The sequence below is a fragment of the Curtobacterium sp. PhB137 genome, assembly GCF_003814955.1.
In the GTDB taxonomy this organism is placed as follows: Bacteria; Actinomycetota; Actinomycetes; order Actinomycetales; family Microbacteriaceae; genus Curtobacterium.
In genome coordinates this window covers 398766-416333 of record NZ_RKQO01000004.1, presented here as the reverse complement: position 1 = coordinate 416333, position 17568 = coordinate 398766, and the positions used below count along the sequence as shown (strand labels likewise).

Annotated in this window: 17 protein-coding genes and 1 pseudogene; 13 read left to right on the top strand and 5 right to left on the bottom strand. The window is 71.2% G+C overall.

Annotation, left to right across the window (positions count from 1 at the left end; genetic code table 11):
• The first annotated feature begins 10 nt into the window (after positions 1–10).
• From EDF28_RS02285 to EDF28_RS02255, 7 genes and pseudogenes are all read left to right on the top strand, one after another.
• Positions 11–988, top strand: coding sequence for a carbohydrate ABC transporter permease (locus EDF28_RS02285; RefSeq protein WP_123937032.1), 978 nt, complete (start codon positions 11–13; stop codon positions 986–988).
• Positions 985–1845 carry a carbohydrate ABC transporter permease gene (locus EDF28_RS02280; protein ID WP_165901014.1) on the top strand — a complete coding sequence of 287 codons (861 nt, stop codon included), beginning with the start codon at positions 985–987 and terminating at the stop codon, positions 1843–1845. The genes EDF28_RS02285 and EDF28_RS02280 overlap by 4 nt, the downstream gene beginning before the upstream one ends.
• Positions 1842–2615 carry a hypothetical protein gene (locus EDF28_RS02275; RefSeq protein ID WP_123937031.1) on the top strand — a complete coding sequence of 258 codons (774 nt, stop codon included), beginning with the start codon at positions 1842–1844 and terminating at the stop codon, positions 2613–2615. Before EDF28_RS02280 ends, EDF28_RS02275 begins: the two co-directional genes overlap by 4 nt.
• A gap of 34 nt (positions 2616–2649) precedes the next feature.
• Complete coding sequence (locus EDF28_RS02270; RefSeq protein WP_111083557.1) at positions 2650–2856, top strand: hypothetical protein; 207 nt, start codon at positions 2650–2652, stop codon at positions 2854–2856.
• A 124-nt stretch (positions 2857–2980) separates the two neighbouring features.
• Positions 2981–3130, top strand: a pseudogene (locus EDF28_RS02265) (YegP family protein); the annotation flags it as partial.
• A gap of 78 nt (positions 3131–3208) precedes the next feature.
• Positions 3209–4894: a bifunctional 3'-5' exonuclease/DNA polymerase gene (locus EDF28_RS02260; RefSeq protein ID WP_123937029.1), complete on the top strand. Its 1686-nt coding sequence runs from the start codon at positions 3209–3211 to the stop codon at positions 4892–4894.
• Positions 4895–4917: 23 nt separating this feature from the next.
• Positions 4918–5199, top strand: a complete 282-nt coding sequence (locus EDF28_RS02255) for a hypothetical protein (protein ID WP_123937028.1) — start codon at positions 4918–4920, stop codon at positions 5197–5199.
• Here the strand turns inward: EDF28_RS02255 and EDF28_RS02250 are convergent.
• Entirely contained in the window at positions 5178–6416 is a 1239-nt protein-coding gene (locus tag EDF28_RS02250) for an NAD(P)/FAD-dependent oxidoreductase (protein ID WP_123937027.1), read from the bottom strand. The two genes, EDF28_RS02255 and EDF28_RS02250, sit on opposite strands and share 22 nt — an antisense overlap.
• A gap of 93 nt (positions 6417–6509) precedes the next feature.
• On the opposite strand from EDF28_RS02250, the gene EDF28_RS02245 reads away from it, so the two are divergent.
• The 6 genes from EDF28_RS02245 (at position 6510) to EDF28_RS02220 (ending at position 14500) form a co-directional block, all read left to right on the top strand.
• The gene (locus tag EDF28_RS02245; protein ID WP_123937026.1) at positions 6510–7112 is read left to right on the top strand and encodes a TetR/AcrR family transcriptional regulator; all 603 of its coding nucleotides are present in this window, start codon (positions 6510–6512) and stop codon (positions 7110–7112) included.
• Between the two features lie 32 nt (positions 7113–7144).
• Positions 7145–7966, top strand: a complete 822-nt coding sequence (locus tag EDF28_RS02240) for a phosphatase PAP2 family protein (protein ID WP_123937025.1) — start codon at positions 7145–7147, stop codon at positions 7964–7966.
• Between the two features lie 85 nt (positions 7967–8051).
• Positions 8052–9248: a Fic family protein gene (locus EDF28_RS02235; protein WP_123937024.1), complete on the top strand. Its 1197-nt coding sequence runs from the start codon at positions 8052–8054 to the stop codon at positions 9246–9248.
• A 107-nt stretch (positions 9249–9355) separates the two neighbouring features.
• Positions 9356–10999 carry a serine/threonine-protein kinase gene (locus tag EDF28_RS02230; protein ID WP_123937023.1) on the top strand — a complete coding sequence of 548 codons (1644 nt, stop codon included), beginning with the start codon at positions 9356–9358 and terminating at the stop codon, positions 10997–10999.
• Positions 11000–11046: 47 nt separating this feature from the next.
• Positions 11047–14214 (top strand): GH92 family glycosyl hydrolase, encoded by a 3168-nt coding sequence (locus EDF28_RS02225; RefSeq protein WP_260154479.1) that lies wholly within the window; start codon positions 11047–11049, stop codon positions 14212–14214.
• A gap of 79 nt (positions 14215–14293) precedes the next feature.
• A complete protein-coding gene (locus EDF28_RS02220; RefSeq protein WP_185094115.1) occupies positions 14294–14500 on the top strand; it encodes a hypothetical protein in 207 nt (68 codons plus the stop codon).
• Positions 14501–14593: 93 nt separating this feature from the next.
• Here EDF28_RS02220 and EDF28_RS02215 read toward each other — a convergent pair whose 3' ends face one another.
• Genes EDF28_RS02215 through EDF28_RS02200 form a run of 4 tightly spaced genes read right to left on the bottom strand, consistent with a single transcriptional unit; the run spans position 14594 to position 17559 of the window.
• Positions 14594–15121, bottom strand: coding sequence for a GNAT family N-acetyltransferase (locus tag EDF28_RS02215; RefSeq protein ID WP_123937021.1), 528 nt, complete (start codon positions 15119–15121; stop codon positions 14594–14596).
• A gap of 22 nt (positions 15122–15143) precedes the next feature.
• Positions 15144–16082 carry an aldo/keto reductase family oxidoreductase gene (locus EDF28_RS02210; RefSeq protein ID WP_123937020.1) on the bottom strand — a complete coding sequence of 313 codons (939 nt, stop codon included), beginning with the start codon at positions 16080–16082 and terminating at the stop codon, positions 15144–15146.
• Between the two features lie 51 nt (positions 16083–16133).
• Positions 16134–16754, bottom strand: coding sequence for a CG0192-related protein (locus EDF28_RS02205; RefSeq protein WP_123937019.1), 621 nt, complete (start codon positions 16752–16754; stop codon positions 16134–16136).
• Between the two features lie 49 nt (positions 16755–16803).
• Positions 16804–17559, bottom strand: a complete 756-nt coding sequence (locus EDF28_RS02200) for an SDR family NAD(P)-dependent oxidoreductase (RefSeq protein ID WP_123937018.1) — start codon at positions 17557–17559, stop codon at positions 16804–16806.
• Between the last annotated feature and the right edge of the window lie 9 nt (positions 17560–17568).

Here is a 17568-nt window from a genome sequence, read left to right as displayed (position 1 = left end):
TCCCGAGCCGATGACGATCAACACCGAGCGGCCGCAGGCCGCCTCCACCCCCGCCCGGACGACGCGTTCGTCCGGGCGGGGCGCCCCCGGCCCGACGGCCGGCGGCAAGCGCGCAACCCGACGGACCGACGGCTGGTGGCCGTGGCTCTTCGTCCTGCCGCTGCTCATCGGCGTCGGCACGTTCTACATCTGGCCGATCATCCAGACGTTCTGGTACTCCTTCACCAGCTGGGGCGTGTTCGGCGGTGCGACGTTCAGCGGCGTCGCGAACTACGTGCGGCTCGCCGGTGACCCGCAGCTGTACCAGTCGCTGCTCAACACGATCGTCTACACGGTCATCGTGCTGGCCGGCATCCCGATCGCGGTGTGGCTCGCCAGCCTGCTGAACACCCCGGGCCTGCGGTTCGCGCAGTTCTACCGGGTGCTCTTCTTCCTGCCCTACGTCGCCATGCCGGCCGCGATCGCCCTCGTCTGGCGCATCATGTTCAACGGCGACTACGGCATCGTGAACTGGTTCATCGGACTGTTCGGCATCGACGGCCCGTACTGGATCTCGACGCCCGGGTTCGCGCTCGTCGCAGTGAGCTTCGTCGGCCTGTGGTCGTCCCTCGGGTTCTCGATGATCATCCTCGGCGCAGGCCTTAAGGACATCCCACCGGAGCTGTACGAGGCCGCCGAGCTCGACGGCGCGAGCCGCTGGCGGCAGTTCCGCTCCGTCACGGTCCCGCTGCTCAGCCCGAGCATCTTCTTCGTGGTCATCGTCACGACGATCTCGAGCTTCCAGCTGTTCGACCTGCTCTACGCCATCCTCGGCAGCACCAACCCGGTGATCCCGAAGACGATGTCGCTCGTCTTCTACTTCTACAGCGCCGGGTTCATCGACAACGACAAGGGCTTCGCGGCCGCGATCGCCATGGTGATCTTCCTGCTCATCGGCATCGTCACGCTCGTGCAGTTCCGTGTCCAACGGAAGTGGGTGCAGGCATGACCGCAACCGTCACACCGCCACGGGCAGCACGCCGGCCCGGTCGTCGCGGCGGCAGTCACTGGTGGATCCACGTCGTCCTCGGCGTCGGCGGCTTCGCGATGGCGTTCCCGTTCGTGTGGCAGATCATCATGTCGCTGTCCACGAACGCCCAGGTGCAGTCCGTCACCCCGACGTTCTGGCCGGGGGAGCTGCAGTGGCAGAACTACGCGCAGGTCTTCGAGCGTCTGCCGTTCCTCAGCCAGCTCGGCACGTCCGTGTACGTCACGATCATCCGCACCCTCGCGCAGATCGTGCTCTGCACGCTCGCCGGCTACGCCTTCGCCCGCATGCGGTTCCGCGGCCGGGCGATCCTGCTCGCGATCGTGTTGTCGATCCTGCTCGTGCCGTCGCAGGTCTACCTGATCTCGCAGTACCAGATCGTGCAGGGGCTCGGATGGCTCGACACCCTGATGGGGATCGTCGCGCCGGGCCTGTTCAGCGCGTTCGGCACCTTCCTGATGCGGACGGCGTTCCTGAACATGCCGCCCGAGCTCGAAGAGGCTGCGCGCATGGACGGCGCGAACCCGTTCCAGACGTTCTGGCGGATCATGCTGCCGCTCGCCCGTCCCTCGATCAGCGTGCTCGCGATCACGACGGTGCTGTGGTCGTGGAACGAGCTGCTCTGGCCGCTCGTGGTCTCGACCCGTGCCGAGGACATGCCCCTCGCCGCAGGACTCGCGACGCTGTCGAGCGACCGGACGATCGACTACCCGGTGCTCATGGCCGCGAGCCTGATGGCCATGGCCCCGGTGCTCATCATGTTCATCGTCCTGCAGCGGCGGGTGATGGACGGGCTCGCCTCGTCCGGTCTGAAGTGACCGCCGACACCCCCGGCCAGGAGGCCCGTCCCGCGTCCGTCGCGGTCCTCGCCGCCGCCGTGGGGTCGCCGGACGACTCCGCCACGGTGGCGGCCGCACTGGCCGCCACCGTCGTCGACGCGGAGCCCGCCCAGCGGGACGCCCTGCTGGTCGCCGCGCTCCGCGCGTCCGTGCCCGGCAACGCCGCGGGGCTCGAAGCGCGGGGACTCCCGCGCAGCCTGGCGGAGGCGTCCGTCGCCGACGTCGGCCGGAAACTCGACCGGTACGGTCTGCGTGGCACGGGGGTGGACTGGCTCGTCGCGGTGGCGACCGGTCGCGTGGTGGCCGTGGGGCGCCTCCAGTACGAACTCGGCGACCACCTGCCGGACGGCCAGCCGGCCTGGGGCGTCCACGTCCCGGAGACCGGGCCGCTCGATCCGGACGCCTGCGACCGGTCCTTCGCCCGCGCGCCGGACGTCCTGCGCGCCCTCGCACCGGCGCTCGCCGCCGACCGGTGGCAGTGCCGCTCGTGGATCCTCGATCCCGGTCTGGCCGCGGTGCTCGGCCCCGACGCGAACCTGGTGCGCTTCGCCCGACGGTTCCGGCTCGCGCCACCCGGCCCGCACGACGCCGCCGAGGGCGACGAGAGCGTGGCGAAGTTCGTGTTCGGTGTGCCGCTGGCCACGGCGCGCGCCTCGAACGCGTCCGGTCGCCTGCCCCTGGCGGTGCTCGACCGGTGGGCGGCGGGCGCGCACTGGACCGAACGGACCGGCACCGCACCCGTCGTCTGATCGCGCGCAGCAGTCAGCGCGTACCGTGCAGCGCATGACGAAGCCCGACCACGACCACCTCGACGACGGCGTGGACATGACGTTCGAGGAACGACGCCAGGACACCTTCCGACGCATGTCCGGGTCCGACGCGCACGACGCCGACCCCCGGGTCGAGGTGTCCCGCGCCGAGGACGGCGACGTCCGCATCGACGTGGCCGACACCGCAGCCGTGCGCCCCGGCGGTCCGAAGCGCGCCTGAACCCGGCGCGGCCCGATCGCGGGGCCGGATCGGCTCTTCCGCTCGGGATCGTCGACCGGTAGCGTGCGAGGTGATCCGCGTTCCGCGGACACCGTGCACCATCGCATCGACGCGAGGAGTCGACATGGCCGGCAAGTTCGAGATCTGGACCGACGCCAAGGGTGAGTACCGCTTCCACCTGAAGGCGGGCAACGGCGAGGTCATCGCCACGTCCGAGGGGTACACGACCAAGGCGAGCGCGAAGAGCGGCATCGCCTCGGTGCAGGCCAACGCGCCGGCCGCCGAGATCGTCGAACTCGACTCCTGATCGTCGGCGTCGGCCGGTGACGGTGGGGCACGGCATGATCGTTCCGTGCACCTCGTCCTCCGCCGCGTCGACGGCGGCGTCCTCGCGACGCCCCTGACCGACTCGGGGACCGCTGACGGTGAGCCGATGCGCGTGGACGAGTCGGGCCTGCCGGCCTTCGTCGCGGCGCACGATGCCCCGGGCGTGCGCTGGGTGTGGGACGACACCGCACGCTGGTACCCGGCCGTGCTCGCCGCCGGCGGACGCGTGGGGCGCTGCGTCGACCTGCGGTTGTGCCGACGGATCCTCCGCGCAGCGCTGGCCGCGCGTGGCTCCGCACTCGCGGCGGCACCGGCGGACGCGCTCGACGCTCCGGTGGCGGAGGCCCGGGTCGTCCGGCCGACGCAGGCCCAGCTCTTCGACGACGCGCTGTTCACCGCGTCGGTGCCGGACGACGACGTCGACCCGGTCGCCGAGTTCCGGGCACAGCTCGCGGCGGTCGCGGGGTCGACGTCGCCCGGTGCCCTCCGCCTGCTGACGACCGCCGAGTCCGCCGGAGCCCTCGTCGCGGCGGAGATGCTGCACGCGGGGCTGCCGTGGCGTGCCGACGTGCACGAACGCTTGCTCGAGGAGACGCTCGGGCCGCGTGTCCCGTACGGCGTGCGGCCGCGCCGGCTCGAGGAGATCGCCGCCGTCGTCCGCGACCGCCTCGACGACCCGACGCTCAACCCGGACTCGCCGGCCGACGTCCTGCGCTCGTTGCGCCGTGCCGGGCTCATGGTGACCAGCACCCGCAAGTGGGAGCTGCAGGAGATCGAGCACCCCGTCATCGAACCGCTGCTCGAGTACAAGCGACTCGCGCGGCTCCTGACGGCGAACGGCTGGACGTGGCTCGACGACTGGGTGCGCGACGGCCGGTTCCACCCGAAGTACGTGGTCGGCGGCGTCGTGACCGGACGCTGGGCGGCCGACGGCGGGGGAGCGATGCAGCTGCCGAAGGGCATCCGCGGGGCGGTCGTCGCCGACCCGGGCTGGAAGCTCGTCGTGGCCGACGCTGCGCAGCTCGAGCCCCGCGTGCTCGCCGCGATGGCCGGTGACCGAGCGATGGCCTCCGCGGGCGACGGACGCGACCTGTACGACGGCGTCGTGGCCTCGGGCGCGGTCGAGACCCGGCAGCAGGCGAAGGTGGCCATGCTCGGCGCGATGTACGGCGCCACCCAGGGCGAGGGCGGCCGGCTCGTCCCACGCCTGGTGCGGGCGTTCCCGCGTGCGCTCGACCTGGTCGAACGCGCCGCACGCGCGGGGGAGCGGGGCGAAGCCGTCACGACGTTGCTCGGTCGGACGTCGCCCGTGCCGGAGTCGTCGTGGTTCGAGGCCAGGAACCAGGCCTACACGGTCGAGGGGACCCCGGCGATGCAGCGTGCCGTCGAGTCACGGGCGCGGAGCTGGGGGCGGTTCACCCGGAACTTCGTGGTGCAGGGGACCGCGGCCGAGTGGGCGCTCGCGTGGATGGGGTCGTTGCGCTCCCGGCTCACCGCGCGGTTCCCCAGGGCCGTGACGGACGGCCCGCACCTGGTGTTCTTCGTGCACGACGAGATCGTGGTGCACGCGCCGGAGGATCACGCCGAGTGGGTGGCGACGCAGATCCGTGAAGCCGCGGTCGACGCCGGACGCTTGCTGTTCCAGGACTTCCCGGTGACGTTCCCGCTGTCGGTCGCGGTGGTGGGGGCGTACTCCGAGGCGAAGGACTGACCGGTACCTGGTTGCATGGTGTCGTGACGACTCCGTACCGAAGGCCAGACCACCGGGGTGCCGCCGTACTGCTCACGGTGCTGGTGGTGGTCTGCTGGGTGGCCACGATCGCGTTGCCGATCGTCGCCCTGTCGTTGATGCTCCACGTCGAGGCGCCGGCGGAGCGGGCCGTCCCGATCGTCATCGGGTGGTTCATGACCCCGTTCATGACCGCGCTCGGTGTGACGATCGGGCTCGTCATCCTCCAGCGGTCTCGCCGGAGTGCCGAGCTGGAGCGCCGCGATCAGCGCCGGGCGGCGCGGTAGGCAACGGCGTCGTCCCGCCAGCGGACGGCCTCGGCGTCGAAGTCCGGGATGCTGTCGAGGTCCGGGCCGCCGACGGCGTAGTGCTCGACGATCGCGTCGTTCGCCGCGCGACCGATCGTGGCGCCACGCTCGACCATCCGCTCCTCGTACGCGCGCACGGCGTCGTCCAGGGACGTGCCGTCGCCGGCCGATGTCAGGACGGCGCGAGCGAGTTCGGCTCCGTCGAGGAGCGCGAGGTTGACGCCGTTGCCGCCGAAGGGCGACATGACGTGCGCAGCGTCACCGAGCAGTGTGATCCCGACACGGTGCTCCCACCTGGTCGGCGTCGGCAGGGCGAAGATCGGCCGGTTCGGCAACGACCCCTCGCTGTCGTCGATGACGCGGAGGAGTTCCGGCGCGAACTCGGCGAACCGTTCACGGAGCGCCGTCCGGACGCGCTCGGTGTCGGTCGTCTGCGTTCCGTTCGCGTCCAGGACGCGGCCTCGACCGTCGGCGGTGCCGAGCCCGGCGTGGGCGAGCCAGTCGAGCTCCGCGCGCATCGAGACGTAGCCGCGGACGACGTCGCCGCTGTTTCGCTGGAGCACGATTGTCCGTCCGTCGCCGTTGGCCCACATGTGACCGTCGCCGACGAGCTCGGCGATCTCGGGGTGCTGTTCGGTGACGCGGGTGAACAGCGCCTCGACGAAGGTGACCCCGGTGTACGACGGCACCGCATCGGTGAGCGCTGCACGCACCCTCGACCACGCACCGTCCGCGCCGACGACGAGGTCGGCCGACGCCGTGGAGCCGTCCGTGAACGTGATGACGCCGTCGCTGACCGCGGCGACCCGGTGCCCCCACCGGATCGTGTCCGGCGCGAGTGACTCGACGAGCATCCGGCGGAGCTGTGCACGGTCGATCTCGGGCGCGGCTGCTTCGCCGTCGGCGGGGGCCTGGTCGACCAGGACCGTTCCCGACGGGTCCAGGAGCCGGTGCGCCTGCCCCTCGGGGCGGGCGAGCGCGGTGAACTCGCGCGAGAGTTGGGCGTCCTCGATCGCGATCTGGCCGCTGTCGGCATGGAGGTCGAGCGTTCCTCCCTGGTCACGCGCCGCGAGCGACTCGTCGGCGTCGTACACGGTGACGTGGAGTCCACCGAGCTGCAGGATCCGTGCGGTGAGCAGGCCGCCGGGGCCCGCCCCCACGACGGCGATGGTGGGGGCAGTGGTGGTGTTGGTCATGGCGTGCTCCGATCGGTCGGACTGACCGAACGATCGTTCGGCTGGAGGCGACACTACTTACCGAACGATCGTTCGGCAAGTAGGATGCACGTCATGGATGCGATCACGACCCGACGACCTGGCAGCGAGACGAGGGCGCAGATCCTCCGGGTCGCCCTCGAGCAGTTCACCGAGCGTGGGTACGAGGGGACGTCCATCCGGGACATCGCCGAGGCCCTCGACATCACGAAGTCGTCGTTGTACTACCACTTCACGAACAAGGAGGCGATCGTCCGGGCGCTCCTCGACGGGCGGCGCAACGAGATCGACGAGTTGATCGCCTGGGTCGAGTCGCAGCAGGCCGGGCCCGACCTCCTGCGGCGGGCTGCGGTGCGGTGGGTCGAGTCCACCGGTCGCGACCGCGTGCAGGGCATGCGGTTCGCGCACGCCAACCGCCCGATCATGCAGAAGCTGGCCGCCGAGGGAACCGATCGCCGGTCCTGGTTCGACGCCGTCGTCGACCGGGTGCTCCCCGAGGCCGCGCCGAGGGCTGATCGACTCCGGGCGCAGATGGCGTTCGATACCGTGAGCGCCGCATTGTTCGCCGCGCAGGGGTCCGACGCCTCGGACGACGAGGTGCTCGAGGCCGCACGCACAGCCACGATCATGTTGACGGAGACCGGCGGCGACGAGCGACTCGTGGGCGGAACTTCGTGACGGGCTCCGCCGCACCTGGGCAGGGTGGACGGATGGACACCGAACGCGGGGACGCCGCCGACCGCACCGTCGGCGAGGTCGACCTCACCCGCTGGCGCACCCGCGCGGGCCGGGCGACCGCGCAGGGGTGGACCACGCTCGGTCACCGGTACGGCGCGATGCCGCTCCTGCTGCTCACGCTGGCCGTCGGGATCGGCATTGCCGTCGTCGCGACCTGGCTCGCCTCCGAGGTCTACGACGCCGTCCGCGAAGCCGACGACGTCGCCGTGCTCGACCGTCCGGTGCTCGACTGGGCACTCACCCTCCGGTCGCCCGTGGGGGATCGCCTGGTCACGTGGTGGACCGACATCGCGGGCACGATCGGCATGCCCATCGTCGCCCTCGGGTTCCTGGTCGGGTTCACCATCCAGCGTCGGGCGTGGACCCCGTTGGTGCTGCTCGTCGCGGCGAGTGGCGGCTCGCTGCTCATGACGATCGCGGGCAAGGACCTCATCGGTCGAGCGCGTCCGCCGCTCTCCGACGCGGTACCGCCCTACGAGCACTCGCCGTCGTTCCCGTCCGGCCACACCCTCAACGCGACGGTGATCGTGGGGACGATCGTGTACCTGTTGCTCCTGCGACAGTCGCGGGTCGTCACGCGGGTGTGGACGATCGTCGTCGGGACCCTGTTCGTGCTGTCGGTCGGGGCCTCGCGGGTGTTCCTCGGGCACCACTGGCTGACCGACGTACTGGCGGCGTGGGCGCTGGGTCTCGCCTGGCTCGCCCTCGTGATCACGGCGCACCGGCTGTACCTGACGGCGCTCCGCCACGGTGCCGAGCCCACTCCAGACGCAGACATCGTCAAGAAGACTTGAATTGCGATCGATCCTGTTCCAGAAACATCTTCGGAACTTGAACAACCCCTCTTCGAGTTCAAGTTTTGATCCGTAAAGTGGAACGATGGACCTCACGCGCTTCCGGAGCAGCCCCGTCGGTCAACTCGTTCCGGTTCGTGGAGTCGACGGTCGGACCGGCCGCTCGTACGACCACTTCGGTTTCGTACCGGACCCGCTCGGTGAAGTCCCGACATTGTCCGGAGTGACGTGGACCAAGGTCGCCCGCGCGAACCGGGCGCTCGGGGCGCTTCGGCAAGGATCATCTCTGATCCCGAACCCCGGCATCTTGCGTGCTCCGACTCTCCGGCGAGAGGCGCAGAGCACCTCCGCGCTCGAGGGCACCTTTGCGCCGCTGGACGACGTCCTCGCCGCGGAAGCGGTCGGGAAGGCTGACCGGTCCGCGGCTCTGTCCGAGGTACTGAACTACGTGGATACCGCCGAGCTCGGGTTCACCTGGGTGCAGGAGCGCCGCGTCACGACCGGTCTCCTCGAGGAACTGCAGTCGGTACTGGTCCGTGGCACTGCCGCAGATACACCGCAAGCTGGACACATCCGGACGGTTCCAGTGGCGATCGGAACGCGCGGAGGTGGCATCGAGGATGCCCGATTCGTCCCGATGCCACCGGGGACGCCGCTGCGAAGTGCGTTGGGTGACCTCCTCGAATGGGTGGACACGGCGCCTCTGTGCGACATCGACCCAGTGGTCGCGGCAGCGCTCACGCACTACCAGTTCGAGACGCTGCACCCGTTCATCGACGGCAACGGGCGTCTCGGTCGCTTGCTCATCGTCCTGCAGTTCATGCGATCTGACGTCCTCACGGAGCCGTTGCTGAGCGTCTCGCCGTGGTTCGAGGCCCGGCGAGAGGAGTACCAGGATGCGCTGGCCGCGGTCAGTGCAGAGGGGGCCTGGGACGAGTGGGTCGCGCTCTTCGCCGACGGGATCCACAGCTCCGCGACGGACACAGGAGCCCGGATGTCGGATCTTCTGGCGGTGCAAGCGGAGTACCGCGATCGCATCCGAGCAAGCGGAGCGCGGGGAATGGTCCTCGACGTGGCTGACTACCTCATCGGGGCGCCGTTCGTCACGGTTCCGATGTTGGCCAATGCTCTGGGAAAGACCTACCAGGCCGCCAGCAACGCCGTCGCTCGGCTCGTCGATCTCGACATCTTGTCCGAGGTCGAGCGGCAGGGAATCCGTGTCTTCCGGGCCTCGAACGTCGTCCAGGTCACGATGCGGTCGGGGAGCGGAACCCCTCAGTGAGCAGAAGACGTCGAGTCAGTCGAATGGACTCGACACCTTCTGCTCACCAAGCGCCGGGACTCGACGGATGAGCGGGCCCGTCAGCCGCTACCGGTAGGTTGCCCGTCATGGAAGAACGGGTCTTCGGCGGCAGGTACCGCGTCACGGGCACGCTCGGACACGGTGGCATGGCGTCCGTGTACCGGGCGGTCGACGAGCAGCTCGGCCGCGAGGTCGCCGTCAAGGTGTTCCGCATCGGACCGGTCGACCACGGTGAACGCGCCCGCGCCGAGTCGGAGATCCAGACGCTCGCGACACTGCGCAGCCCAGCCCTGGTCACCCTGTACGACGCTGCCCTCGACGACGAGGACGGGGACTCGTACCTCGTCATGGAGCTCGTGCCCGGTAGCGACCTGGCCACCCGGCTGCGCGAGGGACCGCTCGACCCCACGACCGCCGCCCGCGTCGGCGCGCAGGTTGCCGACGGACTGAGCGCCGTGCACGCCCAGGGCATCGTCCACCGCGACGTGAAGCCCGCCAACGTGCTGCTCGAGCGCGACGGCAGCCACGTCAAGCTCGCCGACTTCGGCATCGCCCTGCTCCGAGACGCTTCGCGCGTAACGGGGACGGGCACCGTGATGGGGACAGCTGCGTACCTCGCGCCGGAGCAGGTCCTGGCGCAGGAGATCACCGGCAAGGCCGACGTCTACGCGCTCGGGCTGGTGCTGCTCGAGTGCCTGACCGGCGGGACGCCGTTCCCGGGCAGCGCCATCGAGTCCGCGACCGCGCGACTCACCCGCGGCCCGGAGATCGACCAGCACCTGCCGACGGCCTGGCGCACGCTCCTGCACGTGATGACCGCGCAGGACCCGTCCGAGCGCCCGAGCGCGGCCGAGGCAGCCGAACGACTCCGCGCCCTGGGCCGCGACGAGCCCGGGCCCGCTACGCAGCTCCTGCCCGGTGGTCCTGGCACGCTGACGGCAGCCGGTGCCGGCGCGGCAGCCGGAGCAGCCGCGGCCGGAGCCGCAGGCGCAGCCACGGCTCCGATGGCCGCGCACGCGGACGACGCGACCCGCGTGATGCCGGCGAGTGGTGCCTCCCGTCCGGGTGGACAGCCGGGCGCGGACGACGCGACCCGCGTCATGGACGCCCAGCAGCCGAACGCCGCGGACGACGTGTCGACCACCGTCCTCGGTGCCCAGCGCGGCACCGGCGGTCCGACCGGCGGTGGCGGCGTGCCACCCGCGGCCCCACCCGTCCGTCCGGGCTCCGGTGACGACCCGGCGAAGCGCGAGAAGCGACGCAAGGGGCCGATCATCACGGCGATCGTCGTGGTCGTCCTGGTGCTGGTCGGCATCGGCGTCGCGGTGTTCGCGTTGAACGGTGACGACGACGGCACACCGGCTCCGACGGACACGAACTCGACCGCGCCGACGGAGCAGCAGCCCAGCGAGGAGCAGCAGCCGAGCGAGGAGCAGCAGCCGAGCCAGGAGCAGCAGCAGCCGAGCGAGCCGGCCGAGCAGCAGCCCTCCGAGCCGGCCGAGCAGCCGTCCGAGCCCGCTGAACAGCCGACCGAGCCCGCCGAGCCCAGCCAGGAGCCGTCCGTCGGTCCGGAGCCGAGCGCGCCGGTCTCGAACCCGGTGCAGGAGCCGCAGGACGGCGCCGACCCAGCCGACGGCGCAGCCGACACGACGACCGATACGACGACCGGCACCTCAGCGGACGCCGGTCCGGGCAACTCGGAGAACGCGCCCGGGCAGAACAAGGGCTGACACGCCGAGCGTTTTCGTCCAGACGCTGGACCAAATACGCTGGACCCGTGCGAGAACTGCAACGGAGCGGTGGGCCGACGACGGCCGTCGCGGCGCGGAACGGTGTCGGCTTCGGATCATCGGAGGGGTGGTTGGTCGAACGACCCGCGGGTGACGGCGCCGTCGTGGCGCTCGTCCCCGGGGCCGGTGGCCGGGTGGTCGCACCCGGCGACGAACTGTCGTGGGTCTGGTTCCCCGAACGCACGCTCCCGCAGGGCGCCGCCGAGCCCACCGAGGCGGACCTGCCGCACTTCTGGGACGCCACGGCCTTCACCGTGGACGTCGTCTTCACCGACGGCACACGACTGAGCGAGCACGCGGCCGCGCACGGCGGACACGCCCGCGACCAGTACGGCGACGCGCTCACGCCCGAGGCGCAGGACGCGGCCCGCAAGCAGTGGGTCGACCAGTGGAACCGTCGCGCGGTGGACCTCACGCCGTTCGCGGGGCTGGTCGTCGACCGACTGGAGGCCCGGCTCGGCTCCGACACGCAGCCGTCGGACGCCGACGGGGAGCGTCCAGCCCTGCGCGGCTGGCTCGACGACGTCCGGATCGCCCCGGCACGCCCGGCACCGGTCACGCCGCTCGACCACGTCCGCACGACCCGCGGCACGCAGGCGTCGTCACGGTTCTCCCGCGGCAACAACGCGCCGCTCGTCGGCATCCCGCACGGCGGGGTCTTCGGCCTGCCGATGACCGACGCGTCGAGCAACCGCTGGCCCTACGCGTACCAGGAGCACTCGCGCACCGACGCCGACGGGCGGGTCCGACCGGCGATCCAGGCGTTCGCGACGAGCCACATCCCGTCGCCGTGGATGGGGGACCGCGGCGTGTTCCAGGTCATGCCGTCGCCGCTCGACACCCCCGACGTCGACCGAGCCGCCCGCGCGCTCGGCTTCGACCACGACGACGAACTCGACGGTCCGCACCGGTACCGGGTCGCCCTCGACCAGGGTGTGACGGCCGAGATGACCGCGGGGGAGTTCGCCCTCGGCTTCCGGTTCACCGGTACCCGCAGCATCGTGCTCGACCACCACGGGTGGGTCTCCGACGTCTCCGTGACCGTCACCGACGGCACCGCCGTGGTCGAGGCCCTGCTCGACGACCGCCCCGGCACCCCGCCGCACCACGTGCACGTCCGGATCCCGCACGTGACCGCGGACCACACCAGCACCGGCGAGCACGAGCTGCGCGGCTGGCTGGCCGTCGACGGCGACGGAGCGGTCGACGTCCTGCTCGGCATCTCGACCGTCTCGATCGAGGACGCCCGCGCGAACCTCGACGCCGCCGGCTCCTTCGACGCCATGTGCACCCGCGCCGAGGCGCTCTGGACGGAGAAGCTCGCGACCCTGTCGTTCGACGGAGCCACCCCGGACCAGCTGGTGAGCCTGTACTCCGGCCTGTACCGGCTGTTCCTCTACCCGAACCGTGCCGGCGAGACCGCCCTGACCGGGTCGCCGCACCACCGTTCCCCGTACGGAGCCGTCCTCGCCGACCCGATCCGTGACGAGCCCGGGCCGGAGGTCGTCGAGGGGCCGTTCACCACCACGAACGGGTTCTGGGACACCTACCGCACCGCCTGGCCGCTCCTCGGACTCCTCACCCCGGAGACCGCCGGCGAGCTCGCGCAGGGCTTCGTCGAGCACCACCACGACGGCGGGTGGACCCCGCGCTGGAGCGCCCCCGGCGCCGAGGACTGCATGACGGGCACCACGAGCGACACCGTCTTCGCCGACCTCGCGGCGAAGGGCGTCACCGGGTTCGACCTCGCCGAGGCGTACCGGAGCGCAGTGCGGAACGCGACCGTCCCGCCGCGCGACGAGCGCGTCGGACGGAAGGGGAGCCTCCCGGGCGCCTTCCGCGGCCACGTCGACACCGCGACGTCCGAAGGGATGTCCTGGACCCTCGACGCCGCCATCAACGACTGGGGACTCGCGGTGATGGCGGGGCTGCTCGCGTCGCGGGCGGGCACGCCCGCCGACCTGTCCCGGTACGAGGCCGAGGCCGAGTGGTTCGCCCGGCGATCCCTGCAGTACCGGCACGTGTTCGACTCCGAGCGGGGCTTCTTCATCGGCCGCGACCCCGACGGCTCGTGGCGGATCGGCACCGAGTTCGACCCGCGCGACTGGGGCGACGACTACACCGAGACGAACGCCTGGGGGACGGCCTTCACCGCACCCCACGACGGTGCCGGCATCGTGGACCTGCACGGCGGCCCGGCGCGGTTCGACGCCGCCCTCGACGCGTTCTTCGCGACACCTGAGACCGGCGCGACCATCCGCTCCGGCGCGTACGGCTTCCCCATCCACGAGATGACCGAGGCCCGTGACGTCCGGATGGGCATGCTCGGCCTGTCCAATCAGCCGGCGCACCACATCCCGTTCTTCCCGATGTTCACCGGTCGGCACGACGACGCGCACCGCATCGTCCGGGAGTCGCTCGAGCGGCTGTTCGTCGGTTCCGACCTCGGCCAGGGCTACCCCGGCGACGAGGACAACGGCGAGATGAGTGCCTGGTACGTCTTCGCGACGATCGGCCTGTACCCGCTGGTGCCGTCAACGGGCACCTACGTGCTCGTGCCGCCGTCGGTCCGCAGGACGGTGCTGCAGCAGCCGGGAGGAACGCCCACCGTCATCGAGATCGCCGACGGTTCCGCAGGTGCCTACGTGGCGTCGGTGACGGTCGACGGCTCGCCCTGGACGTCCGTCAGCATCCCGCACCACGTGGTGGTGTCGGCGTCGCACATCGTCTTCACGCTGTCGTCCGAACCGCAGGGCTGGGCATCGGACACCCGGCCGGTGTCGGCCTCCGAGGTCCACGGCTACCGGGACGCCCCGGTCGACCTGCTGCCCGTCGGGACGTCGTCGGAGGGCTCGTCGGCACTGGTCGACGACACCGGGCGGACCGTCACGGCGCTCGCCGCGGAGGAGTCGGTGGCGTTCGACGTGGACTGCCCCGCCGCGTCGCTGTACACCGTGACGGTGGCGACCCCGGGGTCGTACTCGTGGCAGGTGTCCCTCGGCGAGACGGTCACGGCCGTCGACGGCGCCGAGTTCACCTGGCCCGGGCAGACCCGGGTGTTCCGGATCATCGGCGGCGGCTCGTCGTTCGTGTTCACGGCGGGTACCGACGTCGGGTTGACGCAGCTCGAGCTGATCGCGGCGGATCGTTCCTGACCGCCGGCCACCGCGACTGATCGCTCGCTCTACGGCGATTCAGAGGCGTCACTCAAGGTCGCCCGGCATGCTCGTCGGCATGTCGATCGCGAACTCGTGGGACCCGTCTGGTGGCCGTGCAATCCCGGAGGACCAGGTCCGCGAGGACGGGCTGGAGCTCGACGAGGACCCGGCGATGCTCGGGATCTCCTTCGACGTCGTGGGTGGCGCCTCCGCCGACCCCGCCGCGGTGTCCCCGGTCGACGTGCGCGTCCCGTCCTCGGGGGCCCCGGCGTCCTCCGACTGAGGCGTACCTGGTCGAATCGGGCGTACCTGGTCGGAAGTTTCGACCAGGTACGCCCGAAACCGTCTTGCATCGCGCGCGCTCTGGGAAAGAACGTCAGCGCGCGAAAGAGTCTGGGACGCGGTACTTGAAGCCGACGTGCGATCCGGTGAAGCCGAGGCGCTCGTAGAACCGGTGCGCATCCGTCCGGGCGGCGTCCGAGGTGAGCTGCACGAGCGGGGTCCCGAGGTCCGGCGCTGCGACGTCGGTCACCCAGCGCATCAGCGCGCTGCCGATGCCTCCCGAGCGGAGCGCACTGCTCACGCGGACGGCCTCGACGAGCAGCCGCGTCGAACCCCGGCGAGCCATGCCCGGGATCCGGGTGAGCTGCAGCGTGCCGACGAGCCGACCGGACTCGTCCTCGGCGACGAGCAGCGCGTTCGCCGGGTCGTCGGTGATCGATCGAAGGGCCGCGGCGTACTGCGGGCGGTCCTCCGGGGCGGCGACATCGCCGCGGGCGGCACTGATCGGGTCGTCGGACAACAGCGCCATCAGGGCGTCGAGGTCACCGTCGGCCGCGTTCCGCACCACCACCGAACCGGCGCGGGCGGACAGGCGGACGGGCAGGGTGAGGTCGTGGAGCACGACTCCACCCTGCCCGATGGACTCACGGGACGGTGTGCCCCGCGGCGGTGAAGATGCGGTACCACTCCTCGCGCGACAGCTCGACGTCCGAGCCGGCCGCCGAGTCGCGCACGCGCTGCGGGTTCGTCGTGCCGAGGACGACCTGGAAGTGCGCGGGGTGCCGGGTGATCCAGGCGACGGCGATGCCGGTCGGGGTGACCCCGTGCGCGGCGGCGATCTCCTCGAGGACGTCGTTGAGGTCGGCGTACTGCTCGCGGTCGCCGAGGAAGACGCCGTCGAAGAACCCCTTCTGGAACGGCGACCAGGCCTGCAGCGTGATGTCGTTGATCCGCGAGTAGTTGAGGATGTCGTTGTCGCGGGAGATCGACTGGTCGAGGCCACCCATGTTCGCCGTGAGGCCCTGCGAGATGACGTTGGCGTGCGTGATGCTCAGCTGCACCTGGTTGAAGGCGAGCGGCTGCTGGACGTGCTTCTTGAGCAGGTCGACCTGGCCAGGGGTGTGGTTCGAGACGCCGAAGTGGTGCACCTTGCCGGCGGCGTGCAGCTCGTCGAAGGCCTTCGCGACCTCTTCCGGTTCGACCAGGGCGTCGGGGCGGTGCAGCAGCAGGACGTCGACGTAGTCGGTCTGCAGCGCGGTGAGCGATTCCTCGACCGACTCGAGGATGTGCTCGTACGAGAAGTCGAAGTACGCGCCGTTCGGGGTCGGACGGATGCCGACCTTGGTCTGCAGCACGATCTCGGCGCGCTCCGCCGGCGACAGCGTCACGGCGGCACCGAACCGCTCCTCGCAACCGTGCCACTCGCCGTACACCGCGGCGTGGTCGAACATGTTCACGCCCGCGTCACGCGAGGCGCTGTAGAGCGCGCGGATGTCCTCGTCGCTCATGTCGTTGATCCGCATCAAGCCGACGACGACGTCGGATGCGGTGAGGTCAGTCTGTGGCAACTCCAGTGTCTTCACGCCATCGATCCTGCCAGCCGGTCCCCGGTGCAGGCAGGCCCTGCCAGTACCTCAGGCGCGTTCGGGCAGCAGGACGGCGAGCACTCCGGAGCCGTCCGTCCACGTACCGGTCAGCTTCTCGCCCTCGGGCAGGGCGGTGCCGACGACCCGAGCGATGACGATCGTGCCGTGGTCGGTCGCGATCGACGTCACCGCGCCCGTCGTGGTCGCGTGCACCGAGGTGACATCGGGGGAGTCGGGTTCGGAGCCGCTGCCGTGGGCCCAGGCGTCCTTCGGCCGCCGTCCGGCATCGTTCGCCAGTTCGAGCTCCGCTTCGTGCCCGCCGGTGACGATCGCCCGGCGCAGGACGTCGGCGTGGACCGGATCGCCCACGGCGTCGTACACCCAGCGTCGCCCGAGCACGGAGTGGTCCATCTCGGTGACCAGGAACGCGTCGGCGCCGGGCAGCGGTGCATCCCGGTAGGTCAGTGGCGCCTGCAGGACCCGGCCGTCCTCGGTGCGGGCGAGCAGCACTTCGACGCCGACCTCGCCGGCGGGGTCGTCGAACCGGAACTGCCCGACGACCTGCAGCGGCGCTCCCGCGACGACGCCGCTCCACGCCTGGTCGGGCAGCCAGGCGGCGAGCGCCTCGGCCTTGGAGGGGCGGAGCGTTGCCTGCTCGATGACTGCCATGTCCTGACCGTACTGCTGCGCAGCACCCTGTCGTCGGCGCACCTCGAGGTCAGTGGACGGAGAACCCGCCGTCGACCGCGATGGACTGCCCCGTGACGTACGCCGAACCAGGGCCGGCGAGGAACACGGCAGCGGCGGCGAAGTCCGAAGCGAGTCCGTTCCGGCCGACCAGCGTCCGCGCCGCGAGGGCTGACACCGCGGCCGGGTCGGAACCGAGCCGCTCGTTGAGCGGCGTCCGTACGAAACCGGGGATGAGGACGTTGGAGGTGACCCCCTGCGCGGACCAGGCCTCCGCTTGGGACCGGGCCAGTGCCTCCAGGCCTGCCTTGGAGACCCCGTACGCGCCACTCGAGGCGAACGGACGGTGCGCCTGCTGCGAGCTGATGCTGATGATCCGGCCGTGGCCGCGCGCGGCCATGCCGGGCGCGAGCCGCTGGCCGAGCACGAAGGGTGCGTCGAGGTTCACGGCCATCGTGGCGTCCCAGGTGTCCTCGTCGAGGTCGGCCATCGGCGGCCGGAGGTTGATCCCCGCGGAGTTCACGAGGACGTCGACGTCGCCCGCCGCATCGGCGAGTGCGTGTGCTCCGGCGCGCGAGGACAGGTCGGCGACGATGCCGTCGGCCGATCCTCCAGCGGCGCGGACGTCGTCGACCGTCGCGTCGATGGTTGACCGTGTCCGAGCAGCGACGAGCACGTGCGCACCCGCGTCGGCGAGTGCGGTGGCGATGGCGCGTCCGATGCCGGAACTGCCTCCCGTCACCAGGGCGGTGCGTCCGTCGAGGCCGAAGAGCTGCTGCAGCGACATCCGGCCAGG

What these genes read in the sequence shown, in the direction of transcription:
- EDF28_RS02285 (WP_123937032.1), top strand. Translation starts at nt 11, where the DNA reads ATGACGATCAACACCGAGCGGCCGCAGGCCGCCTCCACCCCCGCCCGG.
- EDF28_RS02280 (WP_165901014.1), top strand. Translation starts at nt 985, where the DNA reads ATGACCGCAACCGTCACACCGCCACGGGCAGCACGCCGGCCCGGTCGT.
- EDF28_RS02270 (WP_111083557.1), top strand. Translation starts at nt 2,650, where the DNA reads ATGACGAAGCCCGACCACGACCACCTCGACGACGGCGTGGACATGACG.
- EDF28_RS02250 (WP_123937027.1), bottom strand. Translation starts at nt 6,416, where the DNA reads ATGACCAACACCACCACTGCCCCCACCATCGCCGTCGTGGGGGCGGGC.
- EDF28_RS02245 (WP_123937026.1), top strand. Translation starts at nt 6,510, where the DNA reads ATGGATGCGATCACGACCCGACGACCTGGCAGCGAGACGAGGGCGCAG.
- EDF28_RS02240 (WP_123937025.1), top strand. Translation starts at nt 7,145, where the DNA reads ATGGACACCGAACGCGGGGACGCCGCCGACCGCACCGTCGGCGAGGTC.
- EDF28_RS02235 (WP_123937024.1), top strand. Translation starts at nt 8,052, where the DNA reads ATGGACCTCACGCGCTTCCGGAGCAGCCCCGTCGGTCAACTCGTTCCG.
- EDF28_RS02230 (WP_123937023.1), top strand. Translation starts at nt 9,356, where the DNA reads ATGGAAGAACGGGTCTTCGGCGGCAGGTACCGCGTCACGGGCACGCTC.
- EDF28_RS02220 (WP_185094115.1), top strand. Translation starts at nt 14,294, where the DNA reads ATGTCGATCGCGAACTCGTGGGACCCGTCTGGTGGCCGTGCAATCCCG.
- EDF28_RS02205 (WP_123937019.1), bottom strand. Translation starts at nt 16,754, where the DNA reads ATGGCAGTCATCGAGCAGGCAACGCTCCGCCCCTCCAAGGCCGAGGCG.
- EDF28_RS02200 (WP_123937018.1), bottom strand. Translation starts at nt 17,559, where the DNA reads ATGTCGCTGCAGCAGCTCTTCGGCCTCGACGGACGCACCGCCCTGGTG.